At 65.4% G+C, this 19,663-nt stretch carries 23 protein-coding genes, 1 tRNA gene and 1 pseudogene; 7 read left to right on the forward strand and 18 right to left on the reverse strand.

All coding sequences use genetic code 11. The annotated features are described in order from the left end of the window. Window positions 1-15: 15 nt before the first annotated feature. Window positions 16-858, forward strand: a complete 843-nt coding sequence (locus ACWGQ2_RS17200; protein ID WP_452019454.1) for a ParA family protein — start codon at window positions 16-18, stop codon at window positions 856-858. A 64-nt stretch (window positions 859-922) separates the two neighbouring features. Here ACWGQ2_RS17200 and ACWGQ2_RS17205 read toward each other — a convergent pair whose 3' ends face one another. From ACWGQ2_RS17205 to ACWGQ2_RS17250, 10 genes are all read right to left on the reverse strand, one after another. Beyond that, entirely contained in the window at window positions 923-1,513 is a 591-nt protein-coding gene (locus ACWGQ2_RS17205) for a MerR family transcriptional regulator (RefSeq protein WP_452019456.1), read from the reverse strand. Between the two features lie 230 nt (window positions 1,514-1,743). Then, on the reverse strand, window positions 1,744-2,241 hold the full coding sequence (locus ACWGQ2_RS17210) for a bifunctional nuclease family protein (RefSeq protein WP_452019458.1): 498 nt from the start codon (window positions 2,239-2,241) through the stop codon (window positions 1,744-1,746). A gap of 5 nt (window positions 2,242-2,246) precedes the next feature. Then, window positions 2,247-3,002: a transcriptional regulator FtsR gene (ftsR, locus tag ACWGQ2_RS17215; protein WP_452019460.1), complete on the reverse strand. Its 756-nt coding sequence runs from the start codon at window positions 3,000-3,002 to the stop codon at window positions 2,247-2,249. Between the two features lie 13 nt (window positions 3,003-3,015). After that, window positions 3,016-3,486, reverse strand: coding sequence for an FHA domain-containing protein (locus ACWGQ2_RS17220; protein ID WP_452019462.1), 471 nt, complete (start codon window positions 3,484-3,486; stop codon window positions 3,016-3,018). A gap of 390 nt (window positions 3,487-3,876) precedes the next feature. Then, window positions 3,877-4,260 carry a VOC family protein gene (locus ACWGQ2_RS17225; RefSeq protein WP_452019464.1) on the reverse strand — a complete coding sequence of 128 codons (384 nt, stop codon included), beginning with the start codon at window positions 4,258-4,260 and terminating at the stop codon, window positions 3,877-3,879. Between the two features lie 45 nt (window positions 4,261-4,305). Continuing rightward, window positions 4,306-5,793, reverse strand: a complete 1,488-nt coding sequence (locus tag ACWGQ2_RS17230) for an FAD-dependent monooxygenase (RefSeq protein ID WP_452019465.1) — start codon at window positions 5,791-5,793, stop codon at window positions 4,306-4,308. An 83-nt stretch (window positions 5,794-5,876) separates the two neighbouring features. Further along, a complete protein-coding gene (locus ACWGQ2_RS17235; RefSeq protein ID WP_452019466.1) occupies window positions 5,877-6,962 on the reverse strand; it encodes a PQQ-dependent sugar dehydrogenase in 1,086 nt (361 codons plus the stop codon). A gap of 71 nt (window positions 6,963-7,033) precedes the next feature. Further along, window positions 7,034-8,368, reverse strand: coding sequence for a hypothetical protein (locus ACWGQ2_RS17240; RefSeq protein WP_452019467.1), 1,335 nt, complete (start codon window positions 8,366-8,368; stop codon window positions 7,034-7,036). 50 nt (window positions 8,369-8,418) lie between these two features. Continuing rightward, a complete protein-coding gene (locus ACWGQ2_RS17245; RefSeq protein WP_452019468.1) occupies window positions 8,419-9,378 on the reverse strand; it encodes an FAD-dependent oxidoreductase in 960 nt (319 codons plus the stop codon). A 50-nt stretch (window positions 9,379-9,428) separates the two neighbouring features. Beyond that, window positions 9,429-10,193 (reverse strand): SDR family NAD(P)-dependent oxidoreductase, encoded by a 765-nt coding sequence (locus ACWGQ2_RS17250; protein ID WP_452019469.1) that lies wholly within the window; start codon window positions 10,191-10,193, stop codon window positions 9,429-9,431. Window positions 10,194-10,400: 207 nt separating this feature from the next. Between ACWGQ2_RS17250 and ACWGQ2_RS17255 the strand changes: the two genes are divergently transcribed. Beyond that, the gene (locus ACWGQ2_RS17255) at window positions 10,401-10,913 is read left to right on the forward strand and encodes an alpha/beta fold hydrolase (protein ID WP_452019470.1); all 513 of its coding nucleotides are present in this window, start codon (window positions 10,401-10,403) and stop codon (window positions 10,911-10,913) included. Here ACWGQ2_RS17255 and ACWGQ2_RS17260 read toward each other — a convergent pair. Next, window positions 10,910-11,467: a small multidrug efflux protein gene (locus ACWGQ2_RS17260; RefSeq protein WP_452019471.1), complete on the reverse strand. Its 558-nt coding sequence runs from the start codon at window positions 11,465-11,467 to the stop codon at window positions 10,910-10,912. The genes ACWGQ2_RS17255 and ACWGQ2_RS17260 overlap by 4 nt on opposite strands. Before the next feature lie 249 nt (window positions 11,468-11,716). Between ACWGQ2_RS17260 and bsh the strand changes: the two genes are divergently transcribed. Both bsh and ACWGQ2_RS17270 read left to right on the forward strand, forming a co-directional pair. Beyond that, window positions 11,717-12,664, forward strand: a complete 948-nt coding sequence (gene bsh / locus ACWGQ2_RS17265; protein ID WP_452019472.1) for a choloylglycine hydrolase — start codon at window positions 11,717-11,719, stop codon at window positions 12,662-12,664. Between the two features lie 110 nt (window positions 12,665-12,774). Continuing rightward, window positions 12,775-13,410, forward strand: a complete 636-nt coding sequence (locus ACWGQ2_RS17270; RefSeq protein WP_452019473.1) for a hypothetical protein — start codon at window positions 12,775-12,777, stop codon at window positions 13,408-13,410. Between the two features lie 29 nt (window positions 13,411-13,439). On the opposite strand, the gene ACWGQ2_RS17275 is transcribed toward ACWGQ2_RS17270, so the two are convergent. The 5 genes and pseudogenes from ACWGQ2_RS17275 to ACWGQ2_RS17295 form a co-directional block, all read right to left on the reverse strand. Next, a complete protein-coding gene (locus ACWGQ2_RS17275; protein ID WP_452019474.1) occupies window positions 13,440-14,207 on the reverse strand; it encodes a helix-turn-helix domain-containing protein in 768 nt (255 codons plus the stop codon). Window positions 14,208-14,237: 30 nt separating this feature from the next. Further along, window positions 14,238-14,681, reverse strand: a complete 444-nt coding sequence (locus ACWGQ2_RS17280; RefSeq protein WP_452019511.1) for a hypothetical protein — start codon at window positions 14,679-14,681, stop codon at window positions 14,238-14,240. Window positions 14,682-14,773: 92 nt separating this feature from the next. Then, window positions 14,774-15,142, reverse strand: a pseudogene (locus ACWGQ2_RS17285) (glutaminase); the annotation flags it as partial. Next, window positions 15,093-15,551 (reverse strand): glutaminase, encoded by a 459-nt coding sequence (locus tag ACWGQ2_RS17290; RefSeq protein WP_452019475.1) that lies wholly within the window; start codon window positions 15,549-15,551, stop codon window positions 15,093-15,095. The pseudogene ACWGQ2_RS17285 and the gene ACWGQ2_RS17290, both read right to left, overlap by 50 nt. A 34-nt stretch (window positions 15,552-15,585) precedes the next feature. Next, window positions 15,586-15,975: a GNAT family N-acetyltransferase gene (locus tag ACWGQ2_RS17295; protein ID WP_452019476.1), complete on the reverse strand. Its 390-nt coding sequence runs from the start codon at window positions 15,973-15,975 to the stop codon at window positions 15,586-15,588. Window positions 15,976-16,119: 144 nt separating this feature from the next. Here ACWGQ2_RS17295 and ACWGQ2_RS17300 point away from each other — a divergent pair, with 144 nt between their 5' ends. The 3 genes from ACWGQ2_RS17300 (at window position 16,120) to ACWGQ2_RS17310 (ending at window position 18,584) form a co-directional block, all read left to right on the forward strand. Continuing rightward, entirely contained in the window at window positions 16,120-16,593 is a 474-nt protein-coding gene (locus ACWGQ2_RS17300; protein ID WP_452019477.1) for a MarR family winged helix-turn-helix transcriptional regulator, read from the forward strand. A 92-nt stretch (window positions 16,594-16,685) separates the two neighbouring features. Continuing rightward, a complete protein-coding gene (locus ACWGQ2_RS17305; RefSeq protein ID WP_452019478.1) occupies window positions 16,686-17,891 on the forward strand; it encodes an NAD(P)-binding domain-containing protein in 1,206 nt (401 codons plus the stop codon). Between the two features lie 111 nt (window positions 17,892-18,002). Then, a complete protein-coding gene (locus ACWGQ2_RS17310) occupies window positions 18,003-18,584 on the forward strand; it encodes an Ltp family lipoprotein (RefSeq protein ID WP_452019479.1) in 582 nt (193 codons plus the stop codon). Window positions 18,585-18,641: 57 nt separating this feature from the next. Here ACWGQ2_RS17310 and ACWGQ2_RS17315 read toward each other — a convergent pair whose 3' ends face one another. Both ACWGQ2_RS17315 and ACWGQ2_RS17320 read right to left on the reverse strand, forming a co-directional pair. Beyond that, the gene (locus ACWGQ2_RS17315; protein ID WP_452019480.1) at window positions 18,642-19,388 is read right to left on the reverse strand and encodes an SDR family oxidoreductase; all 747 of its coding nucleotides are present in this window, start codon (window positions 19,386-19,388) and stop codon (window positions 18,642-18,644) included. A gap of 156 nt (window positions 19,389-19,544) precedes the next feature. Then, window positions 19,545-19,618, reverse strand: a tRNA-Pro gene (locus ACWGQ2_RS17320). Between the last annotated feature and the right edge of the window lie 45 nt (window positions 19,619-19,663).

A 19,663-nucleotide genomic window follows, 5' to 3' on the forward strand; every position in this document is an offset into this window, starting at 1 on the left:
GTATTGGTTCAACAAGTGCAAGTAGTGAGCATCAGCAGCCTGAAGGGCGGCGTCGGCAAGACCTCCGTGACGCTGGGCCTGGCATCAGCCGCTCTGGCTGCCGGCATCCCTACCCTCGTAGTGGATCTGGATCCGCATGCCGATGCCACCACGGGCCTGGCCGTCTCTCCCGGGGACAACCTCGGTATCGGAGACATGCTGCGCAGCGCCCGGCGTGCCGATCTGGCAGCGAACGTGGTTCCCAGCGGCTGGGTTGAAACCGCCGCCAAGCAGCCCGGCAGTGATCCGAACCGCCGCCCTGTACTGGACGTCGCCATGGGTTCGGCCTATTCCGGCATCTATGACCGCCCGGACCTCGGCAAGCGCGACCTGCGCAGGCTTTCAACCCTGCTGGGCAAGGTCAGCGGGTACGGCCTGGTGCTGATCGACTGCCCGCCGTCGCTGAACGGGCTGACCCGGATGGCATGGAGCGCCAGCAACCGTGTACTGCTGGTCGCCGAACCGGGCCTCTTTTCCGTTGCCGGAACCGAACGGACCATGCGGGCCCTGGATCTGTTCCGGCAGGAATTCGCCCCCAACCTTGCACCGGCCGGAATCGTGGCCAACCGTGTCCGTCCCACCTCCAACGAACACACGTTCCGGCTGGCCGAAATGAAGCAGATGTTCGGTGACCTTTTGATGGAACCGAACATTGCCGAACATGCCAACTGGCAGCAGATCCAGGGTGCTGCCCATTCCGTGCACCACTGGCCGGGAGATTCCGCCAAGCAGGCGGCCAGCTCCTTTGACGCACTTCTGAAGAACCTGGTGCAGACCGGCAGCGTACGCAACCGGGTGATGCGCCGACACGCCGGCTAGGACTTCGAAACCGCAAAAGGCCGCTTCCCCTGAAGGGAAGCGGCCTTTTGTCCAGGTGTGAAAACTAGCTGATCTTGCGGGCCGCACGGCGGCGGCTGAGTTCATCCTCCGGGTAGGAGTGGTCATCTGCGTGCTCGCTGGGAAGCTGGGCGAGGCTGCCTTCAACTTCGCGCCAGACGCGGCCGACAGCGATGCCAAAGACGCCCTGTCCGCCCTGTACCAGGTCGATGACCTCGTCAGCGGAGGTGCACTCGTAGACGCTGGCGCCGTCGCTCATCAGAGTGATCTGGGCAAGATCCTCAACTCCGCGTTCGCGCAGGTGCTCAACCGCGGTGCGGATCTGCTGCAGCGAAACCCCGGTGTCCAGGAGCCGCTTGACGACCTTCAGGACGAGGATGTCCCGGAAGCTGTACAGGCGCTGGGTTCCGGAGCCGGAGGCACCGCGCACGGCGGGCTCGACCAGTCCGGTGCGTGCCCAGTAGTCGAGCTGCCGGTAGGTGATGCCTGCAGCCTTGCAGGCCGTGGGACCGCGGTACCCTGCGTCTTCATCGAGGACGGGAAGGTCTTCCGTGAACAGCAGTCCCTGGGCACTTGCCGGCAGAACCTTTCCGGGTGCTGCGGCGCGGTGTTCGCCGGCATCGCCTTTCGGACTCACTGTTCCTCCTAGTAACGGTCCCCGCGAAGTCTGTAGCCGCACGGCTGCCGGAGGGAGAGGGACCGCCAGCGTGCAGCTGGACATGGTTCCTGCCGGCATGTATGCCCGCGGTCTCACTAGTGTGTCTCCGGTAACCCATTGGCGCAATGGGAACTCTATGCTTCGACGTTAGATCCGTGCGCAGGCTAGGTCAAAGATGTAGCCGGTTTTTTTGGAGCGTGTCGAATTCTTCAGCGCTCAAAATCCTCGGGTTCGACGTCGGCCAGGAACTCACGGAACTGCCGCAGTTCCTGCTCTGCGTTCTCTGCCTCGTCTTCATCGTCATCGGCGTCGGACTCCGTGATCCGGACCCCGGCTTCCTCCAGGACGGTCTCCGCGCACATGATCGGGCACGGTACCCGCAGTGCGACGGCGATCGCGTCGGAGGCGCGCGAGCCCACCCTCGTGCCGTCGTCGAACACCAGTTCGGCGTGGAAGACGGTATCTTCCACTGAAACGAGGCGGACTTCGGTAACCCGGCGGCCCAGGGCTTTGATGACGCTGACCATCAGGTCATGGGTCATGGGGCGCGGCGGAACAATCCCCTGCTGCACAAACGCGATGGCGCTGGCTTCGGGAGCGCCGATCCAGATCGGCAGGTGCCGCTCTCCCTCAGCTTCCTTCAGCAGGACCAGGGGCTGGTTGGAGGGCAGCTCGATCCGAACGCCCACCACTTCGACTTCCTGCATCTGCGTCAGCTCTCCATCCGGGCTATTTGTCCGTGGACCAGGGCACTGTGCAGGCTCAGGCAGAGGTCGCTGATCTCCCGGGCTGTCTCGGCAGCCCGTGCCTGCGAGGCAACGTCCCGTCGTGAGGCAACGGGGGCAATGGCCCGTTCCACCAGTCCGATTTCCCGGTCCGCTGCCGCCCGGAAGGGCCGCAGGTGCCGTGGTTCGATGCCGTGGGCTTCGAGCTGGCGGCACGCTTTGGCGACCTTCAGGGCGTGTTCATCATACTGCTGGGCTTCAGCGCTGATAAGACCAAAACTGATCAGGCTGCGGACAAGCTCCGCCGAGGCACCGGACTCAGCCACCAGCTCATCGAAGGACAGCAGGCGTGCACGGGAACGGGCCGCGAGTTCCTCGGCCAGCTGGTCGGACACTGCCCGGGGCGCCAGGCTGATGCCGCCGGGCAGCGATTCCGGACGCTCCCCCCGGTCCACGGCATCGAGGTAATCCTTGATGACTTTCAGCGGCAGGTACTGGTCGCGCTGCAGGGCCAGGACAAAGCGCAGCCGCTCAACGTCCTGCGAGGTGTATTTCCGGTAGCCCGCAGCGGTGCGCTGCGGGGATACCAGGCCCTTCTCCTCCAGAAACCTGATTTTGGAGGCGCTGATCCCCGGAAACTCGGCACTCAGGTCCGCCAGGACCTGCCCGATGTTCAGTACCAGCGGGCGCGAACGCTCCGCGGCAGAGCCGATGGCCCGCCGCGCAGCATCTGGTCCTGGCATCCGCGTCCCGCCTTTAAGCCGTGCCGGCAGCCGGGCGAGCAGCGTAGAAGGTGAGCCGGAACTTGCCGATCTGGACTTCGTTTCCGGTGCGCAGCAGCAGATTGTCCACGCGGTCGTTGTTGACGTAGGTGCCGTTCAGGCTCATTGAATCCACCACACGGAATCCTTCCGGGGTGCGGCGGAACTCCACATGCTTGCGGGAAACCGTGACATCGTCCAGGAAGACATCCGCGTTGGGGTGGCGTCCGGCCGTCGTCACATCCTGGTCCAGCAGGAAACGGGCTCCGGCGTTCGGTCCGGTGTGCGCAATCAGCAGTGCAGAGCCTGACGGAAGCGCAGCGACGGCGGCGCGCTCGTCAGCGCTGAGCTTCGGTTCGATGGACGTGGCATCGGAGAGAGGCGGAAGGCTGATCGACGTCGTGTCCTCCGCGCTGAAGCCACGCTGATCGTCCGCTCGTGCGGCGTTGTATTCCTCGCCCGCCATGGTGTTTCCTCCCCAAAAAGAACCGGCCATGCTGCCATTGCGGCGGCTGGCCATGTGTACACTCGCTTACCGTTCGTGCCTTACCGGCTGTCTTAGCCTACCTGTTATGGGGCGTCTGCGGCACAGGGGATTTCCTCCCCGTCGCGCAGCGCTTCCAGCGGACACCCGTTTGTCCTCCACCGGCAGCTGACATGGGCTGATTAGGGGATCCGCCCAACATCATGCGCAGCGGCATCCGCTCCCGGCCGTACCGTGCTTCCCGCCTCACCGGTGCCGGCTCGGGCATTGCCCTTTGACCGCAGGCTGCCCGTCCCTCGCTCGCCGATTCACAGGTGGTCGACGGTATCCGCGTGTTCCGGCTCGACGCCCGGGAGGGATCCAGTGCCGCCGTCAGACCCACTGCACCAGCTGAATGATCAGGCCGTTCGGGTCCCGGTACTGGGCGTAGCGTTCGCCCCATGGCTCGGTTTCCGGCGGGGTAACGACGTCGGCGCCCGCGGCTGCCAGACGACCGTGGCGCTCGTCCAGGTCAGCGACCACCAGCACCAGGAGCAGGCCGTCGCGCGCACGCCCGGCAATCTCTGCGGGTTTGAAGGTGGGAAGGCCGGTGCGCAGGAAGACGACGTTCGGCCCGCCGTCGGGATGTTTCAGCGAAACGAAACCCTCATCCTGCATTTCGGTAAGGAACCCGAAGTTCCGGGCAAGGAAGGCAGCTGAGGCGGCCGGGTCGGGAACGTTGAGGGAGATCCCGAATGCGAGTATTCCGTCGGTCATGGCGGATCCTTCATCTTGGGCGGGCTCTGCCGCGCTGAGTCTTTTTCAGGTCAGGTTGGCCAGCTGCACCATGCTTGGCAGGCTCGGCGGCCCGAACCAGGTCTCCAGCGCATCCACCAGGTCCGCCTGGCTGCCGGACGAGGGCCCGCCGTCGTCGTCAGGCTCGCTTTCCAGCCAGGCCACATGTCCGTCCGGTCGCAGCAGCAGTGACGGCGTCTGCGGTTCCCATTCCGGTTCCACGATCTGGTCCACCCGGTCTTCCCAGCCTTCCAGCAGCAGCTCTCCCGTCCGGGCCAGCAGGACTCCGCGTCCGGTGTGCATCCGATCATAGAGTGTGCCCTGGCCCAGCCGGATATCCCGCTGCCGGCGGCCGAGCTGGGCCGGACCCGGTCCGAAGTCATAGCGGATGTCCAGCGCCGTGATTTTGCCGATCAGGTGCCGGTTGACGGCGTCGAACTCCATCAGTTCCGTGAGCAGCTTGCGCACCGCACGCGGCCCGGGCTCGGTGGAAACCAGTTCGGACTGGGCGCGGGTGATGTTCAGGACGTCGGCCGCCACCGGGTGCCGTTCGGTGAAGTAGGTGTCCAGCAGGTCTTCGGGTGCCCAGCCGTTCACGGCGGCAGCGAGCTTCCAGCCAAGGTTCAGCGCGTCCTGCAGGCCAAGATTCAGCCCCTGGCCGCCGAAGGGCGGATGAACGTGCGCTGCGTCGCCGGCCAGGAACACCCTCCCGGCACGGTAGGAATCGGCCAGCCGGACGGCGTCCCCAAAACGGGAGATCCACCGCGCTGAATGGGCACCAAAGTCCGTGCCGGCGTAAGTGCGCAGCTGCTGCTTCAGTTCCTCCAGGGCAGGCGGCACGCTGCGGTCTTCGGCAACGCCTTCAGCCGGAACTACTACCCGGAAGGCGCCGCCTTCCACGGGCCCGGCGCCGAAGTCGCGGTGGGTTTCGCGGACCCGGGCTGAAACCTGAGCCACTTCTTCCGGCGGCGCCGCGAGCTCGACCTCGCCCAGCAGGAACTCCCGTCTGCTCGGCTCCCCCGGAAAACCGATCCCGGCCAGGGACCGGACAGTGCTGCGGCCGCCGTCGCAGCCCACGAGGTACCGGGCCCGGATCCCGGTCCCGTCCGTCAGCGTGGCCAGAACACCGGAATCGTCCTGTGCCAGGCCGGCAACTTCACTGCCGCGCCGGATCTGGACCCCAAGTTCGAGCGCGCGCCGGGTGAGCAGGGTCTCGGTCTCCGTCTGCGGTATCCCCAGGACGTAGGGGTGGGTGGTGTCCAGTTCCGGCGCGCTTCGGAGGATGCCCGCGAAGAACCCGTCCAGCGGATACCGTGTCCCGGCGGCAGCAAAGTGCTCCCCCAGCCCGCGCTGGTCCATGATTTCGATGCTGCGGGAGTGCAGGCCCAGGGCACGGATGATGGTGTTCGGTTCCGGTTCCCGGTCCAGGACCACCACGTCCACGCCGTGCAGGCGCAGCTCACTGGCCAGGAAAATCCCCGTCGGTCCGGCGCCGGCAACGATTACTTCTGGCACGGATGTCCCCTTACAGGTCAGGCGGATGTCATGGCGGTGCCGGATATCGTACGTCCTTGCCGAGGAAATGTTGAGGGCAGCGGTCAGGGCTGAAGCTCCAGGCGCAGGATGCGGTCATCCTGCGCTCCCGGAGTGCCTCTCCCGTCCGTGTTGCCGGTCAGTACCCAGAGGCTGCCGTCCGGAGCGGCCACTGCGTCGCGGAGCCGGCCTTCGCCGGCCAGATGTTCGACGGCGCTGCCTGTCTCTTCCAGCGGCACTTCCCGCAGGCGTTCCCCGCGCAGGTTCGCGATGAACAGCGAGTTCCCCAGCACGGCGATGCCGCTGGGGCTGGCGGCGGCGGGTTCCCACTGCTGCACGGGGTCGACGAACCCCTCCCGGTCCGCGATCCCCTCGGCGTCGGGCCAGCCGTAGTTGCCGCCGGGTTCAATCACGTTCAGTTCGTCCCAGGTGTCCTGGCCGAACTCGCTGGCGTAGAGCGTTCTTTCGCTGTCCCAGGCGATGCCCTGCGGGTTCCTGTGCCCGTAGCTGTACACCGGCGATCCGGGGAATGGATTGTCCCCGGGCACACCGCCGTCGGGCGCCAGCCGCAGGATCTTTCCCGCCAGTGATCCTGTGTCCTGGGCGCTGGCCCGGTTCCCGGCGTCGCCGGCGGTTGCGTACAGCATCCCGTCCGGGCCGAAGGCCAGGCGTCCGCCGTTGTGCACCGGACCCGCGGGGATGCCGGAGAGCACATGCTCGGGCTTCCCCAGGGTGAGCGCCCCGGGCGCTCCGCTCAGTTCACGGCGCTCGATCCGGTTCTCGTCACCTGCCGTCAGGTAGCTGTAAAGGTAGCCGTCCCGGACCGCGATGCCCAGCAGACCGCCCTCGCCGCGTCCCTGCGCGTCGATCAGGCCCACTTCACGCTGGTTCCCGTCGCCGTCGAGCTCCAGGATCCGGCCCGAATCCCGTTCACTGACCAGCGGCGTGCTGTCCAGGAACGCGATGGACCACGGCGACGCGAGCCCGGTGCTGATGGTCTCCGGTTCGGAGAGCGCCGCTGTGGACACCAACGTCCCCGGTGCGCGCTGTTCCTGTCCGGGCCCGGCACTGCAGGCGGACAGGGCCAGCACGGCCGCCGTTGCCACCGCCGCAGCGGTGCCGCTGCGGCGTCCGTGCTGCCCTCTGCCCATGACTGTGCACTCCTCAGTTCGTGGAAGCCGAAGCTACCAGTTCACATTCGGTGCCTCCATGCCTGCCGGGGTCAGGAATCCCAGATGGGTCCGAAGGCGGGGATGCCGCGGCGTTCGAATTCGCTGACCACGCGCCCGGTCACGGCCTTGTTGGACACGATGATCACGGCGTCGGCACCAGATGCTTTGAAGGTTTCGTAGGACAGTTCGAAAACATCCGGCTTGCCCTGCTCGCTGGTGTTCCAGATGACCGCCTCCGGCTGTGCCTTCTCCACCTCGGTGACCAGGCCGTCACCGTAGGTGGCGCGCGGGGTCTTTGTCACCCAGACGAGCCTGGCGCCCTGGGTGTCCGTGAGCAGGTGCCCCAGGGCGGGGCCGATGCCGCTGCCCGTGGCAATGTAGAGCACACGGTTGAAAAGACGCTTGGCATTGGCGACGCCGACGGTCGGGATGCCGCGGACCCAGACATGGCGCGGTGGGTTTTCAATGAATTCGCTGGTCCAGCCGCCTGCACGGGAAATGACCATCCGGTAGCCGCTCTCCCCCGGTGCAGCCGGAATGCAGGCAAAGGGATGCCAGCCCAGCAGCGGGTGCCGGCTGATCGCCCGGGTAGTGCCAACGGGCGGAACAAAGCCGTGGTCCAGCCGGACAATGATGGTGTGGTTCGAGGGCCGCTCGGTGGTGATGGGCACCTTCCGCAGCAGCAGCCAGGGCCAGAGCGCAAGTCCGGTGGAAACCACAAGCATCCAGAAAATCGGCGACGCCAGCAGCGCCTCGCCAAACGTGCGGTCCGGCGTCTGCAGATGGGCGAGGATCAGCGTGTTCGCCCAGCCCAGGACCAGAACGGTCCAGGTGCCGAACCGGTGCGAAGCCTCAAAGACGTCATGGTGGCGGGTGCGGAACCCTGGCGCGGCAAGGGCGCAGATAGTGAGGAGCACCAGTGCGACCGTAATTGCAATGGCCAGGGAAGCGTCGTCGTACCCTGCCTCCCCGTCCGCCCAAGCGGGCGCCAGCTCGGCGACGTAGACCACGTACCAGAGCGTTCCCGCAATCGCGCCGCCCACGTGCAGTCCGCCCACGTGGTAGTACTGAGCCAGCCGCCAGCGCAGCCGGAGCGGCCAGGACGTGGGTGCCCTGGTGGCCAGGAAGGACAGCAGGTTCACCATCCAGTGCTGGCGCGGCAGGATCGAGAACAGGATGTTGATCTGCGAGATGGCGGCGATGACCTGCAGGCTGGAGGCGTGCGGATGCCACCACCCCTCCGCGAGGCCCCAGCCGAAGAGCGCTGCATTGGCAATGAGCACGCCGGCGAAGAGCGCCACGTAGGTTCGAATGCGCGCGCGGCGCTGGGGAACGGGTTCCGCGGCCGCGGCACCGTCTGCCGGGATAAGGTCTGTGTTCGTCACCAGTTCATAATGCTGGACACCGTCCAAATTGATGAATTGTGACGCAGTCCTCACCTGAGCAGCCGGCCGACCAGTTCAGCCGCGTCGTAGGAGGCTCCCCAGGAAACGGTGACGCCCACGCTGCCGTGGCCGTAGTGGTGGAGTACCGGCACTGGACCGGAGGTGTCCCACTCCAGGCGGGGCACGGGCCGCACCGGCCGCGCACCGGCACGGACCTCCCGCTGCTGCAGGGAAGCCAGCCGTGGTTCCACGGCCGCACACCGGGCGATAATCTCCGCCGCGGCGGCAGCCTGGTCCGCAATGGCCTCCGTTCGGGCAACACCGCCCAGGCTGAGCAGGTCACCGTGGCAGAACCAGGACACCCAGTCCCCGGGCCCGGCTTCGTAGAAGAAGCTGTCCAGTCCGGGGTTGGGGACCATCACACTTAGTCCCTGCACAGCACTAACGTCCGGATCCTCTGCGAGCGCCCGGGCACCGGCACCGGCACAGTTGACGACTACACTCCCGGACAAAGAGTGGCTGGTCAGATCCGTTACCTCACCGGTGCGCAGCGTTCCGCCGGCAGCCTGAACCCGGTGCCGGAGGTACTGCAGGTACGGCGGCATATCCACGACTGGCAGCTCAGCCCAGAAGGCCGTGGGGTAGCCGGCTGCTTCGTCCCTGCCGCAGGGGCGGAAACCGGGCACCCGGGCCGCCCAGTCCGGCGGCTCCTCGGTCATGGAGCTGACCAGCCGGCCGGTCTGCATCCGCACACCGGGTGCCTGGCCACGGGCCAGCGCACTGAACGCTGCCATCCCGGTCTCCGTCCACGCTGTGACCTGCTCTCCGAACACCGGCACTGCGGGCCCGATCAGCGCTGCCGCGGCATAGGAAGCCGTACCCTCCCCGTATGCGGCTGCCGTGACCTCGACCCGGTGTCCCCGTTCGGCGAGGATCACCGCCGTCGTCAGTCCAATGACACCGCCGCCAACAATGCTCACCGGCGGAAAGTGATCCGCGATCCCCTGCATGTGCAGGCAGTGTAGCCAACGGCACGGCTCTACGGGCAGGGTGGGCGCCCTTAGTCCGGGCTCATGCCGCCGGTTAGGTTCAGCACCGTGCCGTTCATGCTGGCTGCCCCTCCCGTGGCCGCGAAGACGGCGGCCCGGGCAACGTCCCCGAGCGTGGGGAGGGTGCCGCTGGTGGTCAGGGATTCCAGGAACCGGGTGAACTCCTCCAGCTCCATGGGCAGGTCCGGTGTGCTGCCGATCGTCTCCCGGATCCGGTGCGGACGCAGGCAGACCGTCCGGACTCCGGCTGCTCCGGTTTCAGCGGCAAAGGTACGGGTCAGTGCTTCGACGGCGGCGCAGGCCGCGGCGAAGCCCCCGACACCGGCAAGTGCCAGTCTGGCGGGAGACGCTGAGAGCATCAGAATGGTCCCGCTGCCCTGAGGCACCATGTAGCCGGCGGCGGACCGGGCGGTGAGGAACTGGGTACGCAGCCATGCGGCGGCGGGAGCAACGACGTCGTCTGCGTCCATCTCCACCAGCGGAATACCCTGGACCCGGGGAATCTCCACAGCGTTGAACATCACGTCGATTCGTCCCGCGGTATCGGCCACCGCGTTGGTGTGTGCGTCCACTTCAACCCGGCTGTAGGCATCAACCCGGCTGGTGTGCGCGTCCCCGCCCAGCGCCCGGACTTTATCCGCCGTGGCGTGTACGGAGGACTCACCATGCCCGGCGAGGAACAGCCGCGCTCCGCGGCGGGCGAATTCCTCTGCCACGGCCCCGCCGATCGCTCCCCCGGCCCCGTGAATGATCACGTTCAGCTGTTCTGCGGGCATGTCGGGCTCCTGTCCCTGCAGGCCGGAACCGGCAGGAGAACTCCCGCCGGAGGATGAACGCTAGCAGCGCCGGTTCCTCCCCGTCAGCAGCAGACGCATCCGTTCGGGCAGGCACAGCCCGAACGCGGACACTTGGGTTCTCCCCTGTTGGCAGCCCTGCCGCTGCGGGAGAGTGGAGGGAGATCAACAGGAAGGCGGTGGCAGGCAGTGGAAGTTCTGTTTCTGCATGGAGCAGGCGGATGGACGGATGATCAGCCGATCGCGGAGGAACTGCGTTCCCGGCTGCGGGTCCCGGTGGCGATGCCCCGTTTCCCTGACGAAGACATGACTGCCGGTTCCTGGCTGAGCGGTATCGATGAGGCAATGGAGCCGGAGACTGTGATCGTCGGGCATTCGTTCGGAGCGTCTATGGCCCTGCTTCGTCTCGCAGCTGCACGCCCGGACCCCCTGCCCCGGGGGATGGTGCTGCTGGCAACCCCGTTCTGGGGATCGGAGGGCTGGCAGGCTGAATATGCGCTGCCTGAGGATTTCACGTTGCCTCCGGGTCTGCCGGTGTTCCTGCACCACTGCCGCGACGACCGCACAGTGCCCTTCGAACACCTTGAACGGTTCGAAGGGCTGCTGCCTGGTGCGGTGATCCGCCGCCATGACTCCGGGGGACACCAGTTCGAGGACCGGATGAACGCGGTGGCCGGCGATGTGGCCGCCATGGGGTCCTAGACCCCTACGACGAACGTGAGCGCACTCCAGATGAGAACCGTGGAAATGGTGGTCCAAATAATGATCGCCACGCCCTGCCAGAGCAGGACCCAGCGGCGGGAGGTTCCGCCTGCGACGAGGATCGACGCCGTGAACTGCGTGGGAATGGCCAGCGGGCCCAGGATGCTTGCTCCCGGGACACCGAAGCGGACAAGCCAGCGCTTGAAGCGGATGCGCCCCTTGGACTCCGGCTTGGCGGTACGGGCCGCAACAAGCGTCGTGCCGCCCGCTGCCGCAGCTGCTGCCTCGGCCCGGGCGTCAACCCGGGTGGTGACGGCGGTCCGCGCCCGCGAGGTAACAAACACCACCAGCGCCACGCTGGCAAAGTTGCCGATGGCGGCCGCGACGGCCGCGAGGACGGGATTCAGCCCGCCGACGACGCCGATTATTGCGCCTGCTTCACCCTCAAGGAACGGAATAGCGGCTGCGAGCATGAGGATGAAGGGCTGAAGGAGCTCAGGCACCTGGCCTAGAAGCTCCTGAAAGTTGTGGACGAGTTCCTGGGTGGGGTTCATCGAACTGGTTCCTTGTCTCCTGCACGAGGGCCTGTCCCTCGGGTAGTGGAAGCAGTAGAAACTGTGTTCCCGGAACCAAGTCAACCCCCCAAAAAAAGACGCGGGCGAGGCAACCGTCCGCAGGCTCCCGAACCGATCTGTGCACGCAGCTTCCCGTTTGGCCGGGGCACCTGCCGCAGACCCGCGTCACAGGCCTAACCTGAAGACCGCGGGAGGAACAGCGACTTCCCAGGAACAGGGAGCATCAACATGTGCACAGGTATCAGGTACACAGACGGCAGCGGCAACCTTTATCTCGCCCGCAACCTGGACTGGACCAACGGTTACGGCGAACGGGTGGTGGTGACACCCACCGGATACACGCCGAAATCACCGTTTGGCGCCGTACAGGAAATCAAACACGCTGTCATCGGCATGGGGATTGTGGAGGAAGACACGCCGCTGTACTTCGACTGCGGCAACGACGTTGGGCTGGCCGTAGCCGGACTGAACTTCCCGGGATACGCCCACTACGCACCGGACCAGGTCACGGGTGCGGTCAATGTTCCCGCGTTCGAGTTCCCGCTCTGGGTGGCTTCGCAGTTCGCCAGTGTGGACGAAGTCGAGGCAGCGCTGGGCAGCGTCGCCATCGTGGACCGGCCCATCAATGACAAGTACCCGAGCTCAATGCTGCACTGGATCATCGGTGACGCGAAGCGTGCCATCGTGGTGGAGTACACCAGCGCGGGCATGGAGGTCTTCCACGACGACGTCGATGTGCTCACCAACCAGCCCGGTTTTAACTGGCACCACGAGAACCTGCGCAATTACCTCAACCTGTCCCCCGAGTTCCCCCAGGAAGTCGTTCTCAACCAGGCGCACCTGACCCCGTTCGGTTCGGGCTCGCTGATGCGCGGCATTCCCGGGGACTACTACTCGCCGTCGCGCTTCGTGCGGGCAGCCTATGTCCACGCGCACTATCCGCAGAAGACAACCGAGGCGGACAACGTCAGCCGTGCCTTCCACACGCTGCAGCAGGTTGCCATGGTGGAGGGCAGCGCAGCCATGGGGGACGGTGCCTTCGAGAAAACGATCTACACCGGACTCTTTTCCGCCAAGACGATGACCTACTACTGGAACACCTACGAAGACCCGGCGGTCCAAAGCACGGCGCTCGCCAACCATAAGCCCGATGGGCAGGACCTGGTAGTCGCGTAGCTCGCTGCAGCGGCAGGTGAAGCAGGGGTTGACCCTGTTCCGGGAACATAGTGTCTGCTGTCTGAATCAGGTACCGCCCATCCAGGGCGGACTCGGTTTGGGAGGCAGACATGTTGGAACAAGTGAAACCGGGCGACGCTGACGCACTGCAGCCGTTTCGCTGGTGGCAGGCGTTTTCCCGCTCCCTTTTCCATCTTCGGGTCCAGGGCCTGAACGGAATCCCCGAGACATGGTCCGTCGATGTCCGGCACGGAGGCGATGAAGAGGGCGAGGTGTATGTACAGCTCTACCGCGATGGCATGCGCAGGGCCCGCCTTCGGCCGCCTGTCTCATTCCCCCTCCCGGGAGGGACCATCCGCGTGGCTGTGAGCACCTATGGACTGAGGCAGGCTGACTACCTCGCCCATGACGGCACCGTACAGCAGCTGACGCCGGATGCCTCGTCCGCCGAGGGGCGCCGCGCCCACCTAGACCGGACGCGGCCAGGACTGAGCCGGCTTATCGGGGCGGCGTCCGCACTGGTGCTCCTCGTGAGCCTCGCGCTCGGCGTGCCGCAGCTTCTGCAGACGGTCACCGAATTTCCGCCGCTGGCGGAGAGCCTCGGCACGTTCGCCAGTCCGATTCTGCTTCCCGCATGGGCGAACACGACACTTCTGCTGGGCGGCCTGGCCGCCAGCACGGAACGGGCACTGCGGCTGCGCTATAACTGGCTGCTTGACGGTGGCCTGTTCGGCGGAGGCGACTAATTCTGCCCATGCCGGGGAAGAGCCGAAGTTCAGCCAGGTGTTCCGGGAATCCGCTCCTCGCTTTGGTCTGCCATGGCCCCCATCATTTCTTCCGCGATCCTGTTTGCGCGGAACAGCACGTCCAGCTGGGCGTCGTTGTACAGCTCAGTCAGCGCATCCCCGAAAGTCTGCATGCTGACCTGGCTTCCCCTGGGCAGGTGGCCGGCGGGATCCCTTAGCCAGGGATAGTTGGCGAGGTGCTTCACTATGACTTCCGCGACCCTCTGGGCCAGCGCCTCCCGTGTCTGCTCATCGGCGTCGGCGGGCAGGTTCTCAATATCCGGACCCGTGTCATCCGTTTCATCCGCGGACATTTCCCGGATGTCTTCCAGCGCGTCATCGTCATAGAACCGGGTCATAAGGTGAACGATCGAACGGTCGCTCTCCGACAGGCGGGCAGCAACCGCTTCGAATCCCGCCGGGACGTCCGCCGGAACCTGATGCTGGATGATGGCCGCGATGTGTGTGCGTGCCTGCTCGAGAGATTCGATGCGTGCCTTCAGTTCGGCGTCCACCTCACGCAGCACCTCCGGCGATCCCTGGGCCGCCTCCGTGACACTGTGCAGCTGGGAGAGCGGAATGCCCAGCACCGCGAGCCGCCGTATCCGCAGCAGGCTCACCAGATGCCGCACCTCGTACTGCTTGTAGCCGTTGTAACGGCGGTCCGGCTGCTCAAGCAGCCCCAACCGGTGATAATGGCGGACAGTGTTCACCGTGGTACCCGCCAGGTCTGCCAGTTCACGTGTGCTCCACGGCATCTCGAACCCCTTTCCGCGTCCCGGCAGAGTCTACGGGTCCACAGCAAACATCCCGTTTCCGTTACGCACCGGCCCCTCGACGAGGAGTTCAGCATCCGTTATGACGGGAACAAGGACGCCGTCGCCGCGGTCAGGATCCGGGATGATCATTTCCGGGTCCACGAAATAGACCCCGCGGCCTTCGAGCATAAGCCGGCGTGCGAGTTCGAGCAGCATACGCCGTGCCACGTCATCGATTGAGGAAACCAGCGCAAAATCAAGTACCACTGTGCTCTCTCCGATATCTGTACCCACAAACTCCCGGACAATTCGCTCAGCTCCGGCGAAGCGGATCCCGCCCTGGGCCTGGAGAACGCGGACTGCGGAGGTTCCCTGCCCAAGAACGTGGCTTGACCGTACGACGGCGAGCGCGGCCGGCGGGACCTCCATGACATGCAGCCCCATGTCAGAGGAGAACCGTTCAAACAGTGACACTCCGCGCACACTGTTGCCGTGCCCATCCAGCCGGGGGAAAACGTGGCAATGCCAAGCTGGCCGGGAAGGGAGCCGATCATGCCGCCGGCCACCCCGCTCTTGGCAGGGATGCCGACCTGGGTTGCCCAGTCCCCGGCGGCGTCGTACATCCCGCAGGTAGACATGACGCTGAGCACCTGCCGGACCACCGGACCATCAACGACCCGCTCGCCGGTGAGAGGATTGACGCCCTGGTTGGCCAGCGTCGCGGCCATCACGGCCAGGTCCCGCGCCGTGACCAGCACGGAACACTGGCGGATGTACCCCTCAACAACGGAGCGCGGATCCCCGGTGAGGATGTTGTGGCTTCGCAGCATGTGTGCGCTGGCCAGGTTCCTGTGGGCGTTGTCCATCTCCGAGATGCAGACCGTCTCATCGACTTCCAGCCGGCGGCCGGCAAACACCGAAAGTCCCCGGACCACGGTCAACCCGCTCGTCGGGCGACATATGCTCAGGACCGACCAGTGAGTGAGTGGTGATCGCTCCGGCGTTGATCATGGGATTGCGCGGCCGCCCGGTTTCGTGTTCCAGGGAGATCTCGTTGAACGCTTCTCCTGACGGTTCAACTCCGACCTTGGCCAGCACTGAATCGAAGCCGCGGTCTGAGAGCGCAAGGGCGTAGGCGAATGGCTTGGAGATTGACTGGATGGTGAATTCGACGTCGGCATCTCCGGCGCCGTAGACCTCGCCGTCGACCGTGGCGAAGACTGCCCCCAGACGGTTGGGATCCGCTCCGGCAAGTTCGGGAATGTATCCCGCAAGTTCTCCCGAGGCGTCCGCTGCGAGGCCGGCCAGCACCTCCGTCAGGTAGTCGTGTACGACTGAACGCATTACCGCTCCCCCTCCTGTGTTCGTGAGCCGGCGCTCACTCGCCGCCCCGGGCTGCCTGGGCCACCAGGGCGAAGTCTGCCGGAGTCGGCAGCCGGAACACACCGCCGCCGGCCCGGAATTCGTCGCCGTGTTTCTTCAAATGCCGGCCGAACAGCGGGCAGACGGGAACGAGGGTGAGATTCCTGCGGGTGACGTCCGCCAGCACCTCGCGGAGCAGCAGACCGGCAAGGCCGCGTCCGGCGAACTGTTCATCCACCTCGGTGTGGAAAACGATGCGTTCGTCTTTCGCACCGGAGGGATCGAGGAAGTCAGCTCTTCCCGCACGTACTCCGTCCACGGACACAATGTAGGCCCCCAGAGGCCCTTCTGGTGCGGCTGTGACGGTTACTGATGCTCCGGTGCTGTCGGTGAGTTCCTGAGTCATGGGACTGTCCTTTGCTGCGGTCTGCTGCTGTTCGCCGGCCGGAAGGACCGGTTCCAAGACACAGTACGCGGTAGGGATTCGAAATGTAGTTGACATGTGAATCATCTCCTATATGATTCACATGTCAACTACTTAGGAGATTCGATGGATGCAGGGAAGCGCAGAAAGCTCCCCACCAGCGGGGAACTTGCCGTCTGGCGCGCCCATCACGAGGCCGTCGAAATCGCCCGCTCCCGCATCGAGTCACGGATGCGCAGGGACTCCGGGCTTTCGGGCGGCGATTACCGGGTTCTGATCGCCCTCAGCGAGGCTGAGGGGAAGTCGATGCGTTCCTCGCAGCTGGCCGCACATCTGGAGTGGGAGCGCAGCCGGGTCTCCGGCCAGCTGGGACGAATGGAGAAACGGGGCCTGCTGCGCCGAGAACCGAGCCCGGAGGATGCGCGGGGTTCACTCGTCATCCTTACCGAGGAGGGTGCCCGCGCCTATCGGGGCAGCACCATCCCCCACCTCGCTGCAATCAAGGAAATCTTCATCGACGCGTTTACGCCTGAGCAGCTCGCCAACCTGGAGGATGCTGCTGCGGCACTGCGCACCCATTTAGGAATGCCGGCACGCTGACGGCCGCCGAAGCCCGGCAGCCCCTACGGAGGGAATGAACCCATGCATCCAGGCATTTACGCAGTGATACTGATAGCCCAGGAGGCCCGCGAATGCATTCCGCTCCGCCGCAGCACGGCACCAATACGGGGCACCACCCGGTCCGCCGGGCCGGCGTCGTCGTCATCGGTGCCGGACAGGCAGGACTTTCAGCCGGCTACCACCTGAACCGCCGCGGTTTCACCAGCACCCTGACCGGCGGCGATGCCGGGCGGACCTTCGTGATGCTCGACGCCGGAGCGGCGCCCGGCGGTGCCTGGCCGCACCGCTGGGAATCGCTGACCATGGCGACGGTCAACGGAATTTTTGACCTTCCGGGATTCCGGCAGAGTCCGCCGGAGCCCGGGACTCCTGCCAGCATTGCAGTGCCGGAGTACTTCGCAGCGTTCGAGGACCGGATGCAGCTTCCGATCCTTCGTCCCATCAAAGTCCTCTCGGTGTCCCCCGCAGACGATGACCCCGACGGCGATCTCCTCATCGAGTCCGACGCCGGAACCTGGGCCGCGCATGCTCTCATCAACGCCACGGGAACCTGGGACAACCCGACTCTGCCGGCCTACCCGGGACGGGACAGCTTCACCGGGCGTCAGCTCCATACCCGGGACTACACCTCGCTGGATGAGTTCGCCGGCCAGAGGGTCGCAGTGGTGGGCGGCGGGATCTCCGCCATCCAGCAGCTTGAAGAGATCTCCCGCGTGGCGGAGGTGTTCTGGTACACCCGGCGGGAACCTGTTTTCCGCGACGAACCGTTCAGCGCCGAGGTTGGCAAGGACGTGGTTTCCCGGGTGGCAGCTGACGTCGAGGCGGGCATTCCCACCGGAAGCGTGGTCTCCTACACCGGCCTGCTGTGGACGCCCTATGCGCTGGCGGCGAAGGAGCGCGGGGCGCTGCAGCGGCGGCCGATGTTCACCGGCATCGAGCCGGACGGTGTGCGGGAAGCAGACGGCTCGCTGACCCGCGTCGATGCCATCCTGTGGGCCACCGGGTTCAAGCCTTCGCTGAGCCATCTGGACCCGCTCCGGCTGCGCAACGAACGCGGCGGGATCGAGGTTCACGGCACGGTGGCAGCTGCGGATCCGCGCGTACACCTGATCGGCTTCGGCCCCTCCCAGTCAACAGTCGGCGCAAACCGGGCCGGGCGGGAAGCTGTCCGCGTGCTGGTGGACGAGTTCGATTCGGAGACCCTGGGAGCCGAAGGCCTAGTCAGGAGCATGCGCCGCGCGCGCGGAACAGTGGGCAGGCCTGTCCCTGCCCGTTAGAGAGCCCATCTTTGGAGGGATCACAAGGGGGTTGAACGCATCCGGGAGCGCGCGCATGCTTGAAAGGTCGTCGACAGCAAGGTTTGATCCCAACTACATCAGGAGATCACCATGTCTGCACCCAGCGAGTCCCGTTCCGAACAGCGGCCGGTGGATGTGCCGCCCTCACTGGCAAAAGCACTCCCGAAGAAACCAATCTGGACGGTAATGGCTTTGGCCGGAGTTTTCTTCGTCGGTGGCTGCACCTCCACCGACAGTGGAAGTGACAGCGAGAGCAGCAGTTCTTCCCCTTCCACAGCTACAGCCCAAGAGACAACAGCGCCCCCTACCGAACAAATGTCGGAAACCCCCTCCCCGACCGAATCGCCGGCGGCTGAAGAGCCAGTTCCCCCTGAATATCAGTCGGCGCTCCGTCAGGCTGAGACCTACGCCAATACCCTGCAGCTGTCGAAACTGGGAGTGTACGACCAACTCGTCTCAGAATATGGTGGCCAGTTCTCACCCGAGGCGGCCCAATACGCTGTAGATAACGTCAAGGCGGACTGGAACCAGAATGCCCTGGAGTCTGCAAAGAGTTATCAGGACACAATGGCGATGTCTCCGAGCGCGATCTATGACCAGCTCGTTTCGGAGTTCGGTGGAAAATTCACCCCCGAAGAGGCTGACTACGCAATACAAAACCTGAACAACTGATCCCGGGCCTTCGCCCCGTGTCCCGTTCTGCCCGCACGGATGGGGCAGGGGGCTTGGTCAGGCAAGTCCGCCGTTGGGATAGATGACCTGCCCGTTGATCCATCGGGAAGGCCCGGCAAGGAAGGAGGCCACTTCCGCGATGTCTTCGGGGGTTCCCAGGCGTTCAAGCGGAGCGAGCTGAGCCAGACGGTCAATGGCCGCCTGGTCCTTGCCGTCCAGGAACAGCGATGTGGCCGTTGGACCCGGAGCAATCGCGTTAACGGTGATGTCCCTGCCGCGAAGTTCCCGTGCCAGGACGGGCGTGAGTGCCTCCACGGCCGCTTTGCTGGCGGCGTAGGGCGCGTAGGTTGGGTGCTGCAGCCGGGTCTGGCTCGTCGAGACGTTCACCAGTGCGCCTCCTCTGCGCAGCCGCTGCGCGGCCAGCTGGGAGACCACAAAACTGCCGCGGATATTGGTGCGGTGCATCCGGTCCAGCTCATCGAGGTCCAGGTCCACCACCGTCGAAAGGACCATGATTCCAGCGGTGTTAATGACGACGTCGATCCCGCCGAAGGCAGCCTCAACGTCGTCGAAGAGCCGGGTCATGGCTACCTCGTCGGCAACATCCCCGCTCACCGCGATCGCCCGCCCTCCGGCGGCGTTAACTTCCTTGACGACTTCCGTGGCCTTATTTATGTTCCCGGCATAGTGCACCGCGAGGGCGAAGCCGTCCGACGACAGGCGCTTTGCGATGGCCCTGCCCATCCCTCCCGATCCGCCGGTGACTAGTGCAACCCGAGGTTCCGCGGCAGTGCTCCCGGACATGCTGTGCTCCCATCGAAAAAACAACCGATAGGTACATTGAGGCACGAATCGCACGCCCTGTCCCTCGATCCCGCCCAACTCGTGGCAGGAACGTCCCAGACACACAAAAAAGCCCCGGCCGGACATACTGTCCGCCGAGGCATTTTCCGTTATCTGTCGGGTTGACAGGATTTGAACCTGCGACCCCTTGACCCCCAGTCAAGTGCGCTACCAAGCTGCGCCACAACCCGTTCCGCTGATTCGTTTTGGCCGGTTTGTTTCCGGCCGAACCAACT

The sequence above is a fragment of the Arthrobacter sp. NPDC055585 genome (assembly GCF_053619115.1).

Coding starts and splice junctions, on each gene's coding strand:
- ACWGQ2_RS17210 (WP_452019458.1), bottom strand. CDS start 2,241: ATGCAGGAAGTCGAAGTGGTGGGCGTTCGGATCGAGCTGCCCTCCAAC.
- ftsR (WP_452019460.1), bottom strand. CDS start 3,002: ATGCCAGGACCAGATGCTGCGCGGCGGGCCATCGGCTCTGCCGCGGAG.
- ACWGQ2_RS17220 (WP_452019462.1), bottom strand. CDS start 3,486: ATGGCGGGCGAGGAATACAACGCCGCACGAGCGGACGATCAGCGTGGC.
- ACWGQ2_RS17225 (WP_452019464.1), bottom strand. CDS start 4,260: ATGACCGACGGAATACTCGCATTCGGGATCTCCCTCAACGTTCCCGAC.
- ACWGQ2_RS17235 (WP_452019466.1), bottom strand. CDS start 6,962: ATGGGCAGAGGGCAGCACGGACGCCGCAGCGGCACCGCTGCGGCGGTG.
- ACWGQ2_RS17245 (WP_452019468.1), bottom strand. CDS start 9,378: ATGCAGGGGATCGCGGATCACTTTCCGCCGGTGAGCATTGTTGGCGGC.
- ACWGQ2_RS17250 (WP_452019469.1), bottom strand. CDS start 10,193: ATGCCCGCAGAACAGCTGAACGTGATCATTCACGGGGCCGGGGGAGCG.
- ACWGQ2_RS17260 (WP_452019471.1), bottom strand. CDS start 11,467: ATGAACCCCACCCAGGAACTCGTCCACAACTTTCAGGAGCTTCTAGGC.
- bsh (WP_452019472.1), top strand. CDS start 11,717: ATGTGCACAGGTATCAGGTACACAGACGGCAGCGGCAACCTTTATCTC.
- ACWGQ2_RS17270 (WP_452019473.1), top strand. CDS start 12,775: ATGTTGGAACAAGTGAAACCGGGCGACGCTGACGCACTGCAGCCGTTT.
- ACWGQ2_RS17275 (WP_452019474.1), bottom strand. CDS start 14,207: ATGCCGTGGAGCACACGTGAACTGGCAGACCTGGCGGGTACCACGGTG.
- ACWGQ2_RS17290 (WP_452019475.1), bottom strand. CDS start 15,551: ATGCGTTCAGTCGTACACGACTACCTGACGGAGGTGCTGGCCGGCCTC.
- ACWGQ2_RS17295 (WP_452019476.1), bottom strand. CDS start 15,975: ATGACTCAGGAACTCACCGACAGCACCGGAGCATCAGTAACCGTCACA.
- ACWGQ2_RS17300 (WP_452019477.1), top strand. CDS start 16,120: ATGGATGCAGGGAAGCGCAGAAAGCTCCCCACCAGCGGGGAACTTGCC.
- ACWGQ2_RS17305 (WP_452019478.1), top strand. CDS start 16,686: ATGCATTCCGCTCCGCCGCAGCACGGCACCAATACGGGGCACCACCCG.
- ACWGQ2_RS17310 (WP_452019479.1), top strand. CDS start 18,003: ATGTCTGCACCCAGCGAGTCCCGTTCCGAACAGCGGCCGGTGGATGTG.
- ACWGQ2_RS17315 (WP_452019480.1), bottom strand. CDS start 19,388: ATGTCCGGGAGCACTGCCGCGGAACCTCGGGTTGCACTAGTCACCGGC.